Here is a 15,714-nt window from a genome sequence, read left to right on the forward strand (position 1 = left end):
ACAGGAGCAAGCGTGGATTTCGGATTCTCGCCCCGCGCGAGTGAACTCCAGGACCGCATACGGTCGTTCATGGAGCAGCACGTATTTCCGGCGGAAGCGGTCTACGACCGGCAGCTGGCCGAGGCGGACGACCCGCACGCGCTGCCTCCGGTCATGGCCGGGCTGAAGGAGAAGGCCCGCGCCGAGGGCCTGTGGAACCTCTTCATGGCACACGGCGACTGGGGAGCGGGCCTCAGCAACCTCGAATACGCGCCGCTCATGGAGCTGGCCGGGCGCTCCATCATCGGCCCCGAGGTGTTCAACTGCTCGGCGCCCGACACCGGCAACATGGAACTCCTCGCGCTGTACGGCACCCCCGAGCAGCAGGAGCGCTGGCTGCGGCCCCTGCTCGACGCGGAGATCCGCTCATGCTTCGCCATGACCGAGCCGGAAGTCGCCAGTTCCGACGCCCGCAACATCCGCACCCGCATCACCCGCGACGGCGACACGTACGTCGTCAACGGCCGCAAGTGGTACACCTCCGGGATCCTCGACCCCGACTGCGAACTCATCATCCTGATGGGCAAGACGGACCCGGAGGCGCGCACCTACCGGCAGCAGAGCATGCTGCTCATCCCCCGGGACACCCCGGGCATCACGATCCTGCGCGACCTGCCCATGTTCGGCTACACCGACCGGCTCGGCCACGGCGATGTGCTGTTCGAAGACGTCCGCGTACCGGTGGCGAACATCCTCGGCGGCGAGGGCGAGGGCTTCGCGCTCGCCCAGGGGCGGCTCGGCCCGGGCCGGATGCACTACGCGATGCGCGCCGTGGGTTTCGCCGAGCGCGCCCTCCAGCTGATGTGCGAGCGCGTCACCGCGCGCACCGCCTTCGGCGGGCCCCTCGCCGACCGGGGCGTGGTGAGGGAGTGGATCGCCCGCAGCCGCATCGAGATCGAGCAGCTGCGTCTCCTCGTCCTCAAATCGGCCTGGCTGATGGACACCGTCGGCAACGCCGCCGCCCGCATGGAAGTGGCCGCCATCAAGGTCGCGGCGCTGGAGGTCGCCCACAAGGTGGTCGACCGCGCGGTGCAGGCACACGGCGCGGCCGGTGTCAGCGACGACACCGTACTGGCCCGGCTGTACGCCATCACCCGGGCACTGCGCATCGCCGACGGGCCCGACGAAGTGCACCTGCGCACGGTGGCCCGCCAGGAGCTGGCCAAGTACGCGACGACCGGACCGACAAGGGGGACAGCGTGAGCACCAACCATCTCGACGGCAAAGTGGCCGTCATCACCGGCGGATCCCGTGGCATCGGCCTCGGCATCGCCGCCGCCTACCGGGCGGCCGGAGCACACGTGGTGATCGCGGCCCGCAAGGCGGCCGGACTGGCCGGAGCGCGGGAGGAACTGCTGCGCGTCAAGGGCGACGGTGACATCCACACCGTGGTGGCCAACGCCGGTGAACCGGAGCAGGCGGAGACGTGCGTCGAGGAGACCATGGCCCGCTTCGGCCGCCTCGACATCCTCGTCAACAACGCGGCGACCAACCCGTACCACGGCGATCTGCTCGACCTGGACCTTCCGCGCGCGGAGAAGACCGTCCGCGTCAACCAGTACGGCATGGTCGCCTGGACCCGGTACGCCTGGCAGGCGTGGATGGCCGACCACGGAGGCGCGGTGGTCAACATCTCCTCCGTCGGCGGGCTCGTCGTCGACCCGCACATCGGCTACTACAACGCCACCAAGGCCGCCATGCTGCACATGACCCGCCAGCTCGCCTACGAACTCGGCCCGCGCGCCCGCGTCAATGCCATCGCACCCGGGCTGATCAAGACCGAGCTGGCGCGCGCGGTGTGGGAGGTCCGCGAGCCGATCCTCACCGCCAAGCTGCCCCTGCGGCGCCTGGGCACGGTGGAGGACGTGGCCAGCGCGGCGCTCTTCCTGGCCTCCGACGCCTCCTCCTGGATGACCGGCCAGACCCTGGTGCTCGACGGCGGCGCGACCGTCCTGCCGATCGGGGTGGAGGGATGAGCACACCGCGACCCGCCGAGCGGCTGTTCTCGCTCCAGGGCAGGACGGCCCTGGTCACCGGCGCCTCCGCCGGGCTCGGCGCCCGCTTCGCCACTGTCCTCGCGCAGGCCGGTGCCACCGTGTTCGCCGCCGCCCGGCGCCTGGACCGGCTGAAGGAACTCGCCGACTCCGACGCGCGCATCCACCCCGTCGTCTGCGACGTCTCGCGGGAGGCGGACCGCACGCGGCTCGTCGAGACCGCGCGCGACGCCACCGGACACGTCGACATCCTCGTCAACAACGCCGCGGCCTCCGGCGAGACCCGCGCCGCCGACGAATCCCCGGACGCCTTCGCCGATGTCCTCGGCGTCAATCTCACCGCGCCCTTCCACCTGGCCCGGCTCGTGGCCGAGGCGCCCGCGGAGGAGAGCACGCCGCCCCGCAGCGTCATCAACGTCTCCTCCATCCTCGGCCAGGTCACCGCTGCCCCGCTCGGTGGCGCGAGCTACTCCGCGTCCAAGGCCGGACTGATCGGGCTGACCCGGGAGCTGGCCGGACAGTGGGGCCCAAGCGGCACCCGCGTCAACGCGCTCGCCCCCGGCTGGTTCCGCACCGAGATGACCGCGGACCTCTTCGGCGACGAGCGCTCCGCCCGCTGGGTCGAGCGCAACACCCTGCTGCGGCGCGGTGGCGACGGCCATGAACTCGACGGCGCGCTGCTGTTCCTCGCCTCCGACGCCTCCTCGTACTGCACCGGCCAGGTCCTCACCGTCGACGGCGGATGGACCGCGCGATGACGGTCGCTATCGACATCGACAACGGGCTGGCCCACCTCATCCTGCGCCGCCCCGAGGCGGGCAACGCCATCGGCCTGGACATGGCACGCGGACTGCTGGACGCGGCACGGACCTGCGCGGCGGAGGACGTACGGGCCGTACTGCTCACCGGCGAGGGCAAGTCCTTCTGCGTCGGCGGCGACCTCAAAGAGTTCTCCGGGCTCTTCGGCACGGCACTGGAGAAGCACCTCACCGCTGTGACCGACGCGCTCCACGACGCGCTGCGCGCCTTCGCGGAGAGCGACGCGCCCGTGGTGGCCGCCGTACAGGGCGCCGTCGCGGGCGCGGGGCTCGGCCTGGCCGCGTCCGCTGATGTGACGCTCGCCGCCGACACCGCCTCCTTCACCGCCGCGTACACCGGCATCGGCTACACACCCGACGCCGGGGTCAGCTGGTCCCTGCCCCGCCTCATCGGCCCCAAGCGGGCCCTGGACCTGCTGCTGACCAACCGCCGCGTCACAGCGGCCGAAGCCGCGGACCTCGGACTGGTGAGCCGGGTCGTCGCCCCCGGCCGACTGGCCGACGAGGCCGCGCGCACGGCCGAGGCGCTGCGCCGCGGACCCACCGCCGCCTTCGGCGCCACCCGGCGTCTCGTCGCCGCCGGGCTGACCGCCGACCTCGGCCCGCATCTGGACCGGGAAGCCCGCGCGATCGCCGCCGCGGCCGCCTCCGAGGCGGGCCGCGAGGGCGTAGCCGCCTTCCTGGGAAAGCGGGCGCCCGACTTCGCCCCCCGTGCCTGAACCGTTCCGAAACCCATGGAGCCCGTCATGTCCGAAGCGTTCATCGTCGGAGCCGTCCGCACCCCTGTCGGCCGCCGCAAGGGCGCGCTCAGCGGTGTGCACCCGGCCGACCTCGGCGCCCACGTGCTGCGCGCCCTTCTGGAGCGCACCGGCGCCGACCCGGACGCCGTCGACGACGTGTACTTCGGGTGCGTCGGCCAGATCGGCGCCCAGACCGGCAATGTCGCCCGCACCGCCTGGCTGTCCGCGGGCCTGCCGCAGCACGTGCCCGGCACCACCATCGACCGCCAGTGCGGCTCCTCCCAGCAGGCCGTGCACTTCGCGGCCCAGGCGGTGGGCTCCGGCGCCGCCGATCTGGTGGTCGCGGGCGGGGTCGAGGTGATGAGCCTGGTGCCCATCGCCAGCCCCATGTACGTCGGCGAACAGGCGGGCCTCGGCAGCCCGTACGCGGGGGACGGATGGCGCGAGCACTTCGGCGACCAGGAGGTCTCCCAGTTCCGCGGGGCCGAACTGATCGCCGAGAAGTGGGGCATCTCCCGTACGGACATGGAGGAGTTCGCGCTCACCAGCCACCTGCGGGCCGTCGCCGCCCAGGCCGACGGCGCCTTCGACGACGAGATCACCCCGGCCTTCGGCCTCTCCGCCGACGAGGGTCCGCGCGCCGACACCACCCTGGAGAAGATGGCCGGACTGAAGACCCTCACCGAGGACGGCAGGCTGACCGCCGCCGTTTCCAGCCAGATCTCCGACGGCGCCGCCGCCCTGCTGATCGCCTCCGGCGAGGCGGTGCGCCGCCACGGTCTGACCCCGCTCGCCCGTGTGCACACCATGGCCGTCGTCGGCTCCGACCCGATCCACATGCTGACCGGCCCGATCCCCGCCACCGAGAAGGTCCTGGACAAGGCCGGGCTGCCGATCGGCGCGATCGATCTGGTCGAGATCAACGAGGCCTTCGCCTCCGTCGTCCTCGCCTGGCAGAAGGAGACCGGAGCCGCCCCGGAGCGGGTCAACGCCTTCGGCGGCGCGATCGCGCTCGGACATCCGCTCGGCGCCACCGGTGCCCGGCTCATGACCACGCTCGTCCACCAATTGCGCAGGACTGGGGGACGCTATGGCCTGCAGACGATGTGCGAGGGCGGCGGCATGGCGAACGCGACCGTGCTGGAGCGCCTCTGACCCGAGCCGGGCCGAGTCACGCCGGGTCGGCCCGAGTCGATTGGCAACTGAGTTCAGCTTGGGTCTACTCTCGGGTACCGACGAGATGGACGGCGGCCAGGAGACGGGGTCATGGCGACAAGGGTTGAACCGGAAGCGGGACCGAGGTCCAAGCGCGCCGCCATTCTGGCGGCCGCCGTCGACTGCTTCGGCGAGACGGGCTTCGAGGCCACCAAGTGGTCCACCGTGGCGGAGCGGGTCGGTATCGGTCAGACGGCGCTGTACCACTACTTCGAGTCCAAGACCCACTGTCTGCTCACCATCATGCGGCTGGAGCTGCAGCGCTCCCACGACAAGTTCACGGAGGCCACGGCGGACGTCACCGACCCGGTCGAGGCCCTCCGGGCGGCCGTGCGCGCGGCGTATGACGTCTCCGACCACGAGGTTCTGCAGATGCGCATCCTGCACAACCACATGGACCTGCTCTCCGGCCCGCGTAAGTCCAAGCGGGAGGAGGCCGAGCGCGTCGAGGCCCGCCGACTGGTCCAGCTCGTCGAGCGGGACTGGACGAACCTGCTGGTGAGGGGCATGTCGCAGGGCGCGTTCCCGCTCCGGGACGCCCAGCTGCTGGGCGCGGGTGTGCTCGGTTTGATCGTCAGCGTCTGGCGGTGGTACCGGCCGTCCGGGCCGACGCCGCTGTCGGAGATCAGCGAGCTGATCGAGGGCGCCTGTGTGCGGATGGTCGCCACGTGACGCGCTGAGCGACCCGTTCGTTCCCGCCCCCGGTGGACTTCCGCCGGGGGCTTTGCCGTGCCCGCGCCGCCGCCGCACCGAGGGCGCAGGATGGTCTCGTACGGACTCTTGTCAGCCGTATTTCGGCGGGATTACCATGCAAACTGAATTGAACTTGACTCAAGTTGATCAGGGGGTGGCAACGCTGCCCCTTCCCGGCCGCCCCGGCGCTCCCGCCCGGCGACCATCCACCAGACCCTAATGAGCGGCCGACCGAAAGGGCCCCCTCATGGTGTTGCGCGCGTATTTCGCCGGTATGGACAGCCACCAGCCGGAACAGACGCTCGAACTGCTGGAACCGGATTTCCGGTTCCTCCTCGCCCTGCCGGGCAAGGAGGTCACCGGCGCCTCCAGGGAGGACTTCGCCGCGTACATCGCGGGCCGCGATCCCGTCGACCGGACACACGAGATCCTGCGCCACAGCCGGGACGGCGACTTGGAGACCGTATACGGAGTGGTGACCGAGCGCGGGGAGTACACCGGCTCCTTCCACTCGGCCGCGGTGCTCTCACCCGGCGGACTCATCGCCCGCTACCAGGCCTTCTTCACCGTCCCCTTCCAGCTGATCGACTGGGCCGGGGACAGGAGCCGGGTATGACGGACACCCCGGCGCCGGCCCCCTTCCTCACCGCGTGGTTCGAGATCCTCGACGGGGACGAACCCTCCCGGATCCTCGACCTGATCAGCGACGACTTCGCCCTGTCCATCCTGTTCTCCACCGGCGGCGGCAACGCCACCGACTTCGCGGGAGGCCGCGCCGCCCTCGTCGGCTACCTCGAACAGCGCGAGAAGGGCACCCGCACCCACCACCGGCTCGCGGCGACCACGCTCGGCCGGGACGAATTCTTCCTGGGCGAGGTACGGCGCGCGGGGGTCCCCGAGGCGACCTTCGTCGCCACCGGGCGGGTGAACGGCGACGGCAGGCTGCAGCGCCTGCTGATCGGGCGCTCGTCGGAGATCCGCTTCACCTGACCCCTGGCCCCTGACCCCTGACCGCTCACTGTGCGGAGGAGCTTCATGTACAACCTCGTTCTGCTGGCGGCCCGGCCCCCGGAGTGGACACACGAGCAGTTCATCACGTGGTGGCGCGGCGACCACGCGGAGCTGACCTGCCGCCTGCCCGGACTGCGCAGCTGGCGGCACACCGAGATCGACGCCGCGCTGGAGCCGCGCTCCGACGGCTGGGACGGCCTCTCCGTCCTCGGCTTCGACTCCCCCGAGGACCTGAAGAAGGCCCTCGCGAGCCCCGAATGGGCCGCTGCCGTCGCCCAGGTGGGCGACATGAAGGGCCGCCGCATCGCGGTCATGGGGCACGAGGCGGAGCTGTTCGCCGCCTGAGGAGGGGACGATATGCGACAGGTAGTGCGGGAGTTCCAACGGCAGGCCGCCGAGGCCGACTTCGTCGCCGTCATCGACGACACGGGCAGCCATACGGCCCGGCAGCTCCTCGAAGAGGCCACACGGCTGTCCGCGGCGCTGTCCGAGGGCACGGCCGACGGATCCGTCGGCACCATCCTGATCCAGGCGGACAACTCGTGGCGCACCGTCGCCGCCACCCTCGCCGCGGGCCTCAGCGGCGGCGACGGCGGGGTCATCGCCCTGGTCAACCGTCACACCACCCAGGCCGAATTCGCCACCGCCTGGGCGGACATCCGCCCGGACGCCGTGATCGCCGAGGACTCGGCGATCGACGCGTGGGCGGTCTCCGAACGGCTGCCCGGCCCGGCACGGACCGTGCTCGACGGCTGGACGTGCCTGACCGCACCCGGCGAACGCGAGGTGTCCCGCTGGTCGGGCGGCGTCCTCATCGGCCTGACCTCCGGATCGACCGGGCGGCCCAAAGGCGTCGTCCAGTCCGAGGAGGCCCTGCGCTACGCCGCCGCGACCACCATCTCCGTCAACGGCCTGTCGCCGGGCGACGCCGTCGCCGCGATCGTCCCGCTGTCCTCGACAGCCGCGTACTGCTTCGGCGTCTATCTCGCCCTCCTGCTGCGCGGGCCGCTCGTCATGACGGGGAAGTGGGACCGGGCCCTCGCGCTGCGGCGGATGGCCGATACCGGCGTCCGCTGGACCATGTGCGTACCGACCATGGCGCTGCAGATGGGCGACGAGGCGGCAGGTTCCGGCGTCCTCAAGGGCGTCCGCTCGATCACCGTCGGCGGCGGCCCCATGGACCGTTCGGCCCTGGCCCGGGCCGAACGGTCCCTGGGCACAAAGATCCTGCGGGTCTTCGGCATGTCCGAGTGCCTCGGCCACACCTCGCCGCGCCCCGACGACCCCGAGGAGATCCGGCTCGGCAGGGACGGCCGCCCCTTCCCGGGCACGGACGTGCGCGCGCTCACCCCCGACGGCCAGGTGGCCGGGCCCGGGGTGACCGGCCGGGCGCAGGTGCGCGGCCCCTCCCTCTTCCTCGGCTACGCGGGCGACGGGCGGGCCGTTCCCCCGGCGCTGACGGAGGACGGCTATCTGCCCACCGGCGATCTGCTCATGGTCCACGAGGACGGCACCCTCACCATCATGGGACGCGAGAAGGACATCATCATCCGGGGCGGCCGCAACATCGACATCACCGAGATCGAGCGCGCGGTCGCCGGTCACCCGCGCGTGGCCCGGGCGTGTGTGGTGCCGGTCCCCGACGACGTCCTCGGCGAACGCGTGGCGCTGCTCGTCGTCACCACGGACGGCCGGCCCGTCGATCTGGGCGAGATGACCGGCCACTTGGAGAGCATCGGATTGTCCAAGACCAAGTGGCCCGAATACGTGTACGGTACCGACGAGTTGCCCCAGACGAAGGTCGGCAAGCTCGACCGGGGCGGGGCCCGGGAGCTGGCCGCCGGTCTGCACGCTCACGAGCCCGACCGGGCCTGACGAGGGGGCGCGTGTGCGAGCGGCTGCCGCCGCGGCATGCCTTCCCACGTGATCCAGGCAGTACATCAACGAGGAGGATCATGACAGCGCGGTTCGACCAGGGCCCGTGGGCAGCGGCCGGAGTCCAGACCGTACAGCCCGGGGTACACCGCGTGCCCCTGCCGCTGCCCAATGACGGCCTGCACGCCGTGAACGTCTACCTCCTGGAGGATCTGGACGACGACGGCGGCATTGTCATGATCGACGGCGGCTGGGCGATCCCCGAGGCGCGCAAAACGCTTGAGGAGGCCCTGGCCGCCATCGGCCGCGACCCCGGCGACATCAGCCACATCCTGGTCACCCACATCCACCGCGACCACTACACCCACGCCGTGGAGCTGCGCCGACTGCTGGGCTCGCGCGTCTACCTCGGCGCGGGAGAACGCCCCGGGCTGGAGATGCTCGACCGGCTGCGCAGCGACCGGCCCGCGGGCTCACTGCGCACCCTGCGCGCGGCGGGAGCCGGGGAACTCGCCGACCAGATCGAGGCGATGGACCACGGCGGATACGACCCGAGCGTGTGGGAGGCCCCCGACCGCTGGCTCGGCGCCGAAACCCTCCGCTTCGGCGACCGTGAGCTACAGGTCGTGCCCACCCCCGGGCACACCAAGGGCCATGTGGTTTTCCTGGACGAGCAGCGCGGGCTGCTGTTCTCCGGGGACCACGTCCTGCCGCACATCACTCCCTCCATCGGCTTCGAACTGACCGAACCGGGGGGCGCTCCGCTCGCCGATTACCTCGACTCGCTGCGGCTGATGACCCGCTACGCCGACGCCCGCCTGCTGCCCGCGCACGGGCCGGTCACCGGCAGCGCCCACACCAGGGTCGGCGAACTGCTCGCCCATCACGACGACCGGCTGGCCGCCAGCCTGGCCGCGCTGGGCGAAGACACGCTCGACGCCCACGCGGTGGCGCGGGGGCTCGCCTGGACGCGCCGGGCCGTGCCCTTCGGGGACCTCAGCGCCTTCAACCAGATGCTCGCGATCAACGAGACGGCCGCGCACCTGGACGTCCTCGTGCTCAGCGGACAGGTGACGGTGGCGTTCACCGATGGCGTCAACCAGTACACGCGCGTGCGGTGATGAGCCCCCGTCAGGGAGTGCACACTCAACGGGTGCGCAGGCCTTCCCTCACCTTGTCGAAGACGGGACGGTAGGTGCCCCACCGCGCGTCGGGCGCCGAGAGGTAGATGTCGTACTCCCTGTCGCCTTCCCGCCCGAAGCCGAGGTCGATGGCGCGGAAGGTGCGCACCCTCCCGGCGAAGGTGCCTTCCCAGATCGCCGCGGGCTGCCCCCGGAAGGTGGTGCGGTCCAGGCGCAGCCGCCGGTACACCTCGTAGTTCTTCTTGGTGTTCGCCTCGATGTCCCGGAAGTGCGCCACGGGCGTCGGACCGGCGGGGTCCACCGTGCCGATCGAGATCTGGACCAGGCGTGAGGGGTCGACGTAGCTGACCCCGTCACTGGTGCGCTTGTCCAGCTTCCACCCGTTCGGTACGGGGAAGGAGACGCCGAGGTTCTTCTCCTCCACCAGGTGGTAGCCGTGGGGGACCGGCGGGGCCTTCGGCTTGTCGTCGCTCCGCTGTGCGCCGCCGCCGTCCGGCCATACGGCGTAGGCGCCCGCCACCGCCGCGGTCGTCAGCGCCACCGCCGTGGCGCTCCACGCCAGGCGGCGGCGCCCGCGACCGGTGCCGCCGCCTCGCTCCGGGGTGTCCTGCCGCGGCGCCCGGGCGGCACCGGCTGACCGTAGCGCCGTCGGCTCCTCCGCCGCCACGGCCTTCAGCTGCCGCTCCGTCTCCTCCGCCGACGGCCGCTCGCCGGGCTCCTTGGCCAGCAGTGCCTCGATCAGCGGCCGCAGCGGCCCGGCGTGTCGCACGGGCGGCAGCGGGTCGGCGGCGGTGGCGTAGGCCGTCTCGATCGCCGTGTCCCGCCGGAACGGGGGAACACCCTCCACCGCTTGGTACAGCGTCGCGCCCAGCGCCCAGAGGTCCGAATGGGGGCCCGGCTTCTGCCCCCTGATCCGCTCCGGCGCCATGTACTCGATGGAGCCGATCATCTCGCCGGTCCGGGTCAGCGTCGACGTTCCGCTGGCCACCGCGATGCCGAAGTCGGTGAGCACGATCCTGTCGTCGGCGCTGAGCAGCACATTGCCGGGCTTGACGTCACGGTGCAGCACTCCGGCCGCGTGCGCGGCACGGAGCGCGGCGACCATGCCCCGGCCCATCCGTGCCGCCTCCCGGGGCGGCACGGTACCGCGCTCCTTGAGCAGCGCGCCGAGCGTGGTGGACGGCACGTACTCCATGACAATGCACGGCAGCCCCTCCTCGTCGTCCACCACGTCGTGGACGACCACCACGCCGGGGTGCGTGATGCGGGCTGCGCTGCGCGCCTCGCGGCGGGTGCGCTCGTACAGCGTGGCGAGTTCGTCGTCGGAGAGGTGGTGCGGCGCGTGCAGCCGCTTGACCGCCACCTCGCGGCCCAGCACGGCGTCCTCGGCCCGCCACACCGTGCCCATCCCCCCGCTGCCGATGCGCTCGGTCAGCCGGTACCGCCGTGCGACCAGCCGCCCCTTTTCCGACACCGCGTCCCTCTTCGTTCCGCCCTGCGTGTGCTCGCTGTGCCTCGACACGATAACCGGCCCGACCAGGGGCGTCGCCATGACCCTCCCCGCGTGCCGGGTACTGTCCCGCGCATGGCGATGATGAAGCAGGCGGACGGCCAGTGGCTCGACCGCGCACTGCAGTTCGCGGGGCTGACCTGGACGTACCCGGCCTATGAGGGCCTCTTCGTACGCAACGGCTGGCACCTGACCGGGCGTGACGGCGAACCCGCTATCTCGGAGATGGAGATATGGCCACCGCCCGGCGAGGGCCACGACGAGGGCTGGCACCTCTGGATCGGCAACCATCCCGGCTGCGAGGAGGACGGCGCGGGGGTGGCGTGTGCCCACCCCGGGTGCCTGGAGGACCGTGGGGTGCTGATGCCCCTGGCGTACAGCGCGTTCGAGGTGTGCGAGCCGGATGGGACGCCGCTACCTGCGGAGGAGGTCTGGGAATTCGACGCTTTCACCGGATGGCGGTGGCAGCCGGAGGCCACCGAGGACGACTGGGCATCCGCGTACCGGGCGGCCGGGGAACTGCTGCGCACGAGGCTGGGTGAGCCGGTGCCGGGACCGCCGGACGAGGCGCTGGACGCCGAGCGGGGTGTGGTCTGGGCGTACGGCCATTCCGTGGTGACCCTCTTCGAGGGCCCCGAGCTGCTGCAGGACGGCCAGTACGACTGGATCTGCGTGGAGGTGCGCCCCCGGCGCACACCCTGAGCCGAAGCGTCAACACCACGCGCACCGCCGGCCCCCGGAACCGCGCGCCGTCGAATGGCGACCTGTCAGGGTAAGCCGGGGGACGGACGAAGGGGCGTGGTGGCATTGCGAGGGTTAGCCGTCGAGGACGGACACAGATTCGGCACCGCCGACGAGGCCCGCCGCTGATGGCGGGCGAGCGGGCGGGGCTCTGGGGCCGTCTGGTGGGCGCGTTATCCGGGCGGAGCGAGCCCGGGCGCCCCACGGAGGAGGGGGAGGTGTGGACGTACACCCCGCCCGGCGTCCCGGCCGGTTGCCGGGAGCTGCGGGTGTGCCAGGTGCCGGAAGGGGAGGACTTCGCCCGGCTCACCTGGCAGGTGTGCGGCGTGTGCCGCAGGGGACTGGTCCGGAAGATCCGGGTCGCCGACCGATGGCAGCGCCGGGGCTACGGGAGCCGCATGATGATGCGGGCCCTGCGCGACGGTGAGACGTACACCTGGACGACCACCAAGCAGTCGGAGTTCGGCGAGAGCTTCTTCGCGGCACTCGAGGCCGCCACCGGCATCGAGTTCAGCCCCGGCTCCCGGGCCTGCGACCACATGCGGGCCGCGCGGAGCGCCGCCCGCGGTGCCCCCGGCAGGGAGCCCCCGCAGCCGTACGACAGCCCCGGTGAGCCGCGTTGGTCCCACCGGGACGGACTGGGCTGAGCCGCGGGGGCGGCGCGGGGCTCACCGTCCGCCCGCGCCCTCCACCAGCACGTCGCTCGCCGGGCGGCGGACGACGACGCGTGGGGGTTTCCGGGCTGCCGCCGGGGGTGCCGACCCCTCGGGAGCGGGCGGCTGGGGCGGCTGGGACGGCTGGGACGGTACGAGGCTTCGCAGCGCCTGCGAGGGCTCCAGACCCAGTTCGTCGAGCAGCACCCGGCGGCACTGCTCGAATTGCCGCAGCGCCGCGCCCCTGTTCCCGGCGGCGAGATGCGCCGTGACGAGCACGCGGTGAGCGCTCTCCCGCAGCGGCTCCGCGCGGACGGCGGCGAGCCCGGCGGCGACGGCCTCACCGTGGCGGCCCGCCGCCGTCAGCCGCTCGGTCATCGCCTCCAGGGCATACAGCCGGAGTTCGTGGTACTGCTCCTGCTCGACCAGCACCCACTCGTTCTCCGACCACTCCGGTAACAGATCGGACGAGAGGTCCGCCCGCGTCTGGGTGGTGAGGATGTCGTCGCACGGGCGTGACATGTCGAGCAGCCGGTGCGCGCGCGTGGCCGCCGCGTGGATGTCCACGTCGATGTGTTTGGCGATCGCCAGTTCCTGGGTGGACGCGTCGATGACCTGATGTCCCGTCCGGGTCGCGCGCCACAAAGACGATCTGAGGTTGGCGTTGGCGCGGGACGCCGTAACGTCGGGCCACAGCATTCCCGCCACATACGTTCGAGTTCGCGGCGTGTCCTGCAGCGCGAGGAACGCGAGGAGGCGTTGGGCGCTGGATGAAAGGGGAACGCGTTTGTGATCGACCGATAGCGTGAAGCTTTTGAGCAGCCTCAACGTAATGACATGGCCTTCTGCGCTCATCGGCCCCCCGGGCGATATTTGCTTCGGCGAAAGATCCTCAGTGAAAGATCGCATACCGGCAATCGGGATGCTGCCCAGCCATGTTACGAGCAATTCATGATCGTGTGTCCAGCCCTTCGGGTACAGAATGTTATATGGCCGGGCATCACCGGGGCGTCGCGGAAACGTCACCTCTCGGGTTCGAGTAACTGATCGAGCCAGGCGCGCACGGTGATGAGCACATCGTCGACCGCGCTCACCGCGGTCGGAGGCACCTGGTGACGGCCGCCCGTCCACACAATGCGCGCACGGAAGCCGTCCGGCCTTCCTTCTTCCACCCACACTCGGAGGATCAGGACACCGGCCTGCTCTGAGTGGATTTCCATGGAAGGAAAATATGCCTTATCCGTGTCACCCCGGCGTTGTCGGCGCGTGACCGCCGACGTCATCGCCGGGCGACGGAACGGGCTGGTGACGCTCGTGTGATGGATGAATCGCGATGGAGTCACGCGGGGCCCTGCATCCTCATCGAGGCACGCTTTCGGGTGCGGAGCGCGGGGAGGATTCGCATGGGTGACTTCGGCGTCATCGCCGACGTCTCGACGGTCATCGTGGAGACCTTGACCCAGTCCTTGCGCGGGCTCAGCCAGGTGGAACCGCCGATCGCGGAACTCAACGACCTCTCCGAGACGGTGCAGACACCACCGCCGAAACTCACCGTGTTCCTTTACGAGATCGCCGAGGACCCGACCTCGCGCAACCGGCCACCGGTGCGCTCCCAGCCGCCCGACCCGCCGGTCACCCGCAAGCCGCCGATGGCGCTGCTGCTGCGGTACCTCGTCACCCCCTGGGGCGGCGACCAGGAGACCCAGCACCGGATGCTCGGCCGGGCGATGCAGACGTTCTACGACGACGCGATCCTGGACGGCGTCCAGCTGTCCGGCAGCCTCGCGGCGAGCACCGACTCGCTGCACCTCAGCCTGACCCCGCTCACCCTGGACCAGAAGTCCTGGGTCTGGTACGCGATCCAGAAGCCGTACCGGCTCTCGCTGAACTACGAGGTCCGCGTCGTCAACCTGGACTCCGCCACCGCGACGGCGGTCCGCCCCGTGCACAGCCGGGTCATCAGCGGGGCGGCGACACCATGAGCCGCTTCCTGCCGCTGGAGCGGTCCGCGCTCCACAGCCCCGCCTGGTTCATCCCGTACGACGACTACGCCCGGCGGGTGCGCGGCGCCGGGGTGACGGTCCAGCTGGACCGGTTCGAGGACGGGGCCTGGCTGCCGCTGGACCACGCGGCGGTCCGTACCCCCAGCGCCGCCTTCGCCTACCCGGGGCTCGGCCGGTGCGCCGAGCCGTGGGCGACCGCGCCGCGGCGCCACCGGGCCCGCTTCGCGGCCGCCGGATACCAGCCGCTGTACCCGGCCGACGGCGAGCCGTTCTCGTCCGGTCTGGTGGGCGTCGAGTTCCTGGTGCACCCCTACGATGACGCCCACCCGCCCGCGGTGGCGACCGCGCCACGGCTGGTCCGGCTGCTGCCGGGCGTCTCGTTCCCCTATCCGCCGGGCGTGCGCACGGTGCACGGCGCGGTGGTCGACGCGGCCACCGCCGAGCCGGTCGCGGGCGCGCTGGTGGAGGCCGAGGGGCGGACCAGCCGCGACCTGACGCCCTGGCACGAGCGCACCCTGTCCGACGCCACGGGCGCCTTCCGGCTGGCCCTGCGGTGGGAGGGCGAGAAGGCCGGTGAACACGCCGTCGAGGAGACCTTCCGCCTGCGGGCCGCCGAGCGGCCGGGCAGGTCCGGATCGCTGGTCGTGCGGCTGCCCCAGGACGCCGAGCGCCGGCACGTCATAGAGATCCGCGAGAGTTGAGGAGCCGTCCATGGCGGAGTATCTGAGCCCCGGGGTCTACATCGAGGAGATCGATGCGGGCCCACGGCCGATCGCGGGGGTGAGCACCAGTACGGCCGGTATGGCCGGGGTCACCGTGCGCGGCCCGTACAGCGGCAAGCCCAAGCTGGTCACCAACTTCCTGGAGTTCCAGAACACGTTCGGCGGGTTCGTGCCCGAGCCCGATCCCCTCATCCGGGACACCTGGGCGGGCGATCCGGCCGAAGGCGGCCGCTGGTGGCTGTTCCCACTGGCGGTCAAGGGCTTCTTCGACAACGGCGGCCAGCGCCTGTACATCAAGCGCGTCGCCAGCAAGCAGGCCACCCCGGCCTCGGGCGTCCTCGGCCACGGCCTGGTGTCCCCGGTCGCCGGTGACGCCGCCAAGGGCGCGACCCGCCTGGAACTCGGCCACCTCATCGGGTTCACCGGCGTCGGGCAGCAGATCCAGATCTTCCGCGGCGACGATCAGCAGGCGATCCACACCGCCGGTGTCGCCGCCTACGACGCGACCGCCCGCCGCGTCGAACTGGACGCGGCGCTGCCCGCGGAGGTCAGGTCGGC

At 71.7% G+C, this 15,714-nt stretch carries 18 protein-coding genes and 1 pseudogene; 16 read left to right on the forward strand and 3 right to left on the reverse strand.

Annotated features, from left to right (window positions below; translation table 11 throughout):
* The first annotated feature begins 12 nt into the window (after nt 1-12).
* The 11 genes from ACZ6CL_RS39720 to ACZ6CL_RS39770 all read left to right on the forward strand — a co-directional run bounded on the left by ACZ6CL_RS39720 (nt 13) and on the right by ACZ6CL_RS39770 (nt 9,506).
* Nucleotides 13-1,242 (forward strand): acyl-CoA dehydrogenase family protein, encoded by a 1,230-nt coding sequence (locus ACZ6CL_RS39720; RefSeq protein ID WP_468945651.1) that lies wholly within the window; start codon nt 13-15, stop codon nt 1,240-1,242.
* Nucleotides 1,239-2,015, forward strand: a complete 777-nt coding sequence (locus ACZ6CL_RS39725; RefSeq protein WP_468945654.1) for an SDR family oxidoreductase — start codon at nt 1,239-1,241, stop codon at nt 2,013-2,015. The genes ACZ6CL_RS39720 and ACZ6CL_RS39725 overlap by 4 nt, the downstream gene beginning before the upstream one ends.
* A complete protein-coding gene (locus tag ACZ6CL_RS39730; protein WP_468945657.1) occupies nt 2,012-2,791 on the forward strand; it encodes an SDR family NAD(P)-dependent oxidoreductase in 780 nt (259 codons plus the stop codon). The genes ACZ6CL_RS39725 and ACZ6CL_RS39730 overlap by 4 nt, the downstream gene beginning before the upstream one ends.
* Nucleotides 2,788-3,570: an enoyl-CoA hydratase/isomerase family protein gene (locus ACZ6CL_RS39735; protein ID WP_468945659.1), complete on the forward strand. Its 783-nt coding sequence runs from the start codon at nt 2,788-2,790 to the stop codon at nt 3,568-3,570. Before ACZ6CL_RS39730 ends, ACZ6CL_RS39735 begins: the two co-directional genes overlap by 4 nt.
* A gap of 27 nt (nt 3,571-3,597) precedes the next feature.
* Entirely contained in the window at nt 3,598-4,746 is a 1,149-nt protein-coding gene (locus ACZ6CL_RS39740) for an acetyl-CoA C-acetyltransferase (RefSeq protein WP_468945662.1), read from the forward strand.
* 111 nt (nt 4,747-4,857) lie between these two features.
* On the forward strand, nt 4,858-5,478 hold the full coding sequence (locus tag ACZ6CL_RS39745) for a TetR family transcriptional regulator (protein WP_468945664.1): 621 nt from the start codon (nt 4,858-4,860) through the stop codon (nt 5,476-5,478).
* 268 nt (nt 5,479-5,746) lie between these two features.
* Nucleotides 5,747-6,115: a nuclear transport factor 2 family protein gene (locus tag ACZ6CL_RS39750; protein WP_468945666.1), complete on the forward strand. Its 369-nt coding sequence runs from the start codon at nt 5,747-5,749 to the stop codon at nt 6,113-6,115.
* On the forward strand, nt 6,112-6,489 hold the full coding sequence (locus tag ACZ6CL_RS39755) for a hypothetical protein (protein WP_468945667.1): 378 nt from the start codon (nt 6,112-6,114) through the stop codon (nt 6,487-6,489). Before ACZ6CL_RS39750 ends, ACZ6CL_RS39755 begins: the two co-directional genes overlap by 4 nt.
* A 45-nt stretch (nt 6,490-6,534) precedes the next feature.
* Entirely contained in the window at nt 6,535-6,855 is a 321-nt protein-coding gene (locus ACZ6CL_RS39760) for an EthD family reductase (protein ID WP_385443779.1), read from the forward strand.
* A 12-nt stretch (nt 6,856-6,867) separates the two neighbouring features.
* Nucleotides 6,868-8,385 carry a class I adenylate-forming enzyme family protein gene (locus ACZ6CL_RS39765; RefSeq protein ID WP_468945670.1) on the forward strand — a complete coding sequence of 506 codons (1,518 nt, stop codon included), beginning with the start codon at nt 6,868-6,870 and terminating at the stop codon, nt 8,383-8,385.
* Between the two features lie 80 nt (nt 8,386-8,465).
* Nucleotides 8,466-9,506: an MBL fold metallo-hydrolase gene (locus tag ACZ6CL_RS39770; protein WP_468945672.1), complete on the forward strand. Its 1,041-nt coding sequence runs from the start codon at nt 8,466-8,468 to the stop codon at nt 9,504-9,506.
* Between the two features lie 25 nt (nt 9,507-9,531).
* On the opposite strand, the gene ACZ6CL_RS39775 is transcribed toward ACZ6CL_RS39770, so the two are convergent.
* Nucleotides 9,532-11,001 (reverse strand): serine/threonine-protein kinase, encoded by a 1,470-nt coding sequence (locus ACZ6CL_RS39775; protein WP_468945675.1) that lies wholly within the window; start codon nt 10,999-11,001, stop codon nt 9,532-9,534.
* A 111-nt stretch (nt 11,002-11,112) separates the two neighbouring features.
* Here ACZ6CL_RS39775 and ACZ6CL_RS39780 point away from each other — a divergent pair, with 111 nt between their 5' ends.
* Nucleotides 11,113-11,739, forward strand: coding sequence for a hypothetical protein (locus ACZ6CL_RS39780; RefSeq protein ID WP_468945676.1), 627 nt, complete (start codon nt 11,113-11,115; stop codon nt 11,737-11,739).
* A 167-nt stretch (nt 11,740-11,906) separates the two neighbouring features.
* Nucleotides 11,907-12,425, forward strand: coding sequence for a hypothetical protein (locus ACZ6CL_RS39785; protein WP_468945678.1), 519 nt, complete (start codon nt 11,907-11,909; stop codon nt 12,423-12,425).
* A 21-nt stretch (nt 12,426-12,446) separates the two neighbouring features.
* On the opposite strand, the gene ACZ6CL_RS39790 is transcribed toward ACZ6CL_RS39785, so the two are convergent.
* Both ACZ6CL_RS39790 and ACZ6CL_RS39795 read right to left on the reverse strand, forming a co-directional pair.
* A complete protein-coding gene (locus ACZ6CL_RS39790) occupies nt 12,447-13,130 on the reverse strand; it encodes an AfsR/SARP family transcriptional regulator (RefSeq protein ID WP_468945681.1) in 684 nt (227 codons plus the stop codon).
* A gap of 323 nt (nt 13,131-13,453) precedes the next feature.
* Entirely contained in the window at nt 13,454-13,774 is a 321-nt protein-coding gene (locus ACZ6CL_RS39795) for a hypothetical protein (protein ID WP_468945683.1), read from the reverse strand.
* Between the two features lie 60 nt (nt 13,775-13,834).
* Between ACZ6CL_RS39795 and ACZ6CL_RS39800 the strand changes: the two genes are divergently transcribed.
* The 3 genes and pseudogenes from ACZ6CL_RS39800 to ACZ6CL_RS39810 form a co-directional block, all read left to right on the forward strand.
* Complete coding sequence (locus ACZ6CL_RS39800; RefSeq protein ID WP_468945685.1) at nt 13,835-14,413, forward strand: Pvc16 family protein; 579 nt, start codon at nt 13,835-13,837, stop codon at nt 14,411-14,413.
* On the forward strand, nt 14,410-15,135 hold the full coding sequence (locus tag ACZ6CL_RS39805) for a carboxypeptidase regulatory-like domain-containing protein (protein WP_468945687.1): 726 nt from the start codon (nt 14,410-14,412) through the stop codon (nt 15,133-15,135). Before ACZ6CL_RS39800 ends, ACZ6CL_RS39805 begins: the two co-directional genes overlap by 4 nt.
* 10 nt (nt 15,136-15,145) lie before the next feature.
* Nucleotides 15,146-15,714, forward strand: a pseudogene (locus ACZ6CL_RS39810) (phage tail protein); the annotation flags it as partial.

The sequence above is a fragment of the Streptomyces sp. NPDC041200 genome, from assembly GCF_055591805.1.

What these genes read in the sequence shown, in the direction of transcription:
- ACZ6CL_RS39745 (WP_468945664.1), top strand. Translation starts at nt 4,858, where the DNA reads ATGGCGACAAGGGTTGAACCGGAAGCGGGACCGAGGTCCAAGCGCGCC.
- ACZ6CL_RS39800 (WP_468945685.1), top strand. Translation starts at nt 13,835, where the DNA reads ATGGGTGACTTCGGCGTCATCGCCGACGTCTCGACGGTCATCGTGGAG.
- ACZ6CL_RS39760 (WP_385443779.1), top strand. Translation starts at nt 6,535, where the DNA reads ATGTACAACCTCGTTCTGCTGGCGGCCCGGCCCCCGGAGTGGACACAC.
- ACZ6CL_RS39750 (WP_468945666.1), top strand. Translation starts at nt 5,747, where the DNA reads ATGGTGTTGCGCGCGTATTTCGCCGGTATGGACAGCCACCAGCCGGAA.
- ACZ6CL_RS39765 (WP_468945670.1), top strand. Translation starts at nt 6,868, where the DNA reads ATGCGACAGGTAGTGCGGGAGTTCCAACGGCAGGCCGCCGAGGCCGAC.
- ACZ6CL_RS39805 (WP_468945687.1), top strand. Translation starts at nt 14,410, where the DNA reads ATGAGCCGCTTCCTGCCGCTGGAGCGGTCCGCGCTCCACAGCCCCGCC.
- ACZ6CL_RS39730 (WP_468945657.1), top strand. Translation starts at nt 2,012, where the DNA reads ATGAGCACACCGCGACCCGCCGAGCGGCTGTTCTCGCTCCAGGGCAGG.
- ACZ6CL_RS39785 (WP_468945678.1), top strand. Translation starts at nt 11,907, where the DNA reads ATGGCGGGCGAGCGGGCGGGGCTCTGGGGCCGTCTGGTGGGCGCGTTA.
- ACZ6CL_RS39755 (WP_468945667.1), top strand. Translation starts at nt 6,112, where the DNA reads ATGACGGACACCCCGGCGCCGGCCCCCTTCCTCACCGCGTGGTTCGAG.
- ACZ6CL_RS39740 (WP_468945662.1), top strand. Translation starts at nt 3,598, where the DNA reads ATGTCCGAAGCGTTCATCGTCGGAGCCGTCCGCACCCCTGTCGGCCGC.
- ACZ6CL_RS39735 (WP_468945659.1), top strand. Translation starts at nt 2,788, where the DNA reads ATGACGGTCGCTATCGACATCGACAACGGGCTGGCCCACCTCATCCTG.
- ACZ6CL_RS39770 (WP_468945672.1), top strand. Translation starts at nt 8,466, where the DNA reads ATGACAGCGCGGTTCGACCAGGGCCCGTGGGCAGCGGCCGGAGTCCAG.
- ACZ6CL_RS39790 (WP_468945681.1), bottom strand. Translation starts at nt 13,130, where the DNA reads ATGCTGTGGCCCGACGTTACGGCGTCCCGCGCCAACGCCAACCTCAGA.
- ACZ6CL_RS39780 (WP_468945676.1), top strand. Translation starts at nt 11,113, where the DNA reads ATGGCGATGATGAAGCAGGCGGACGGCCAGTGGCTCGACCGCGCACTG.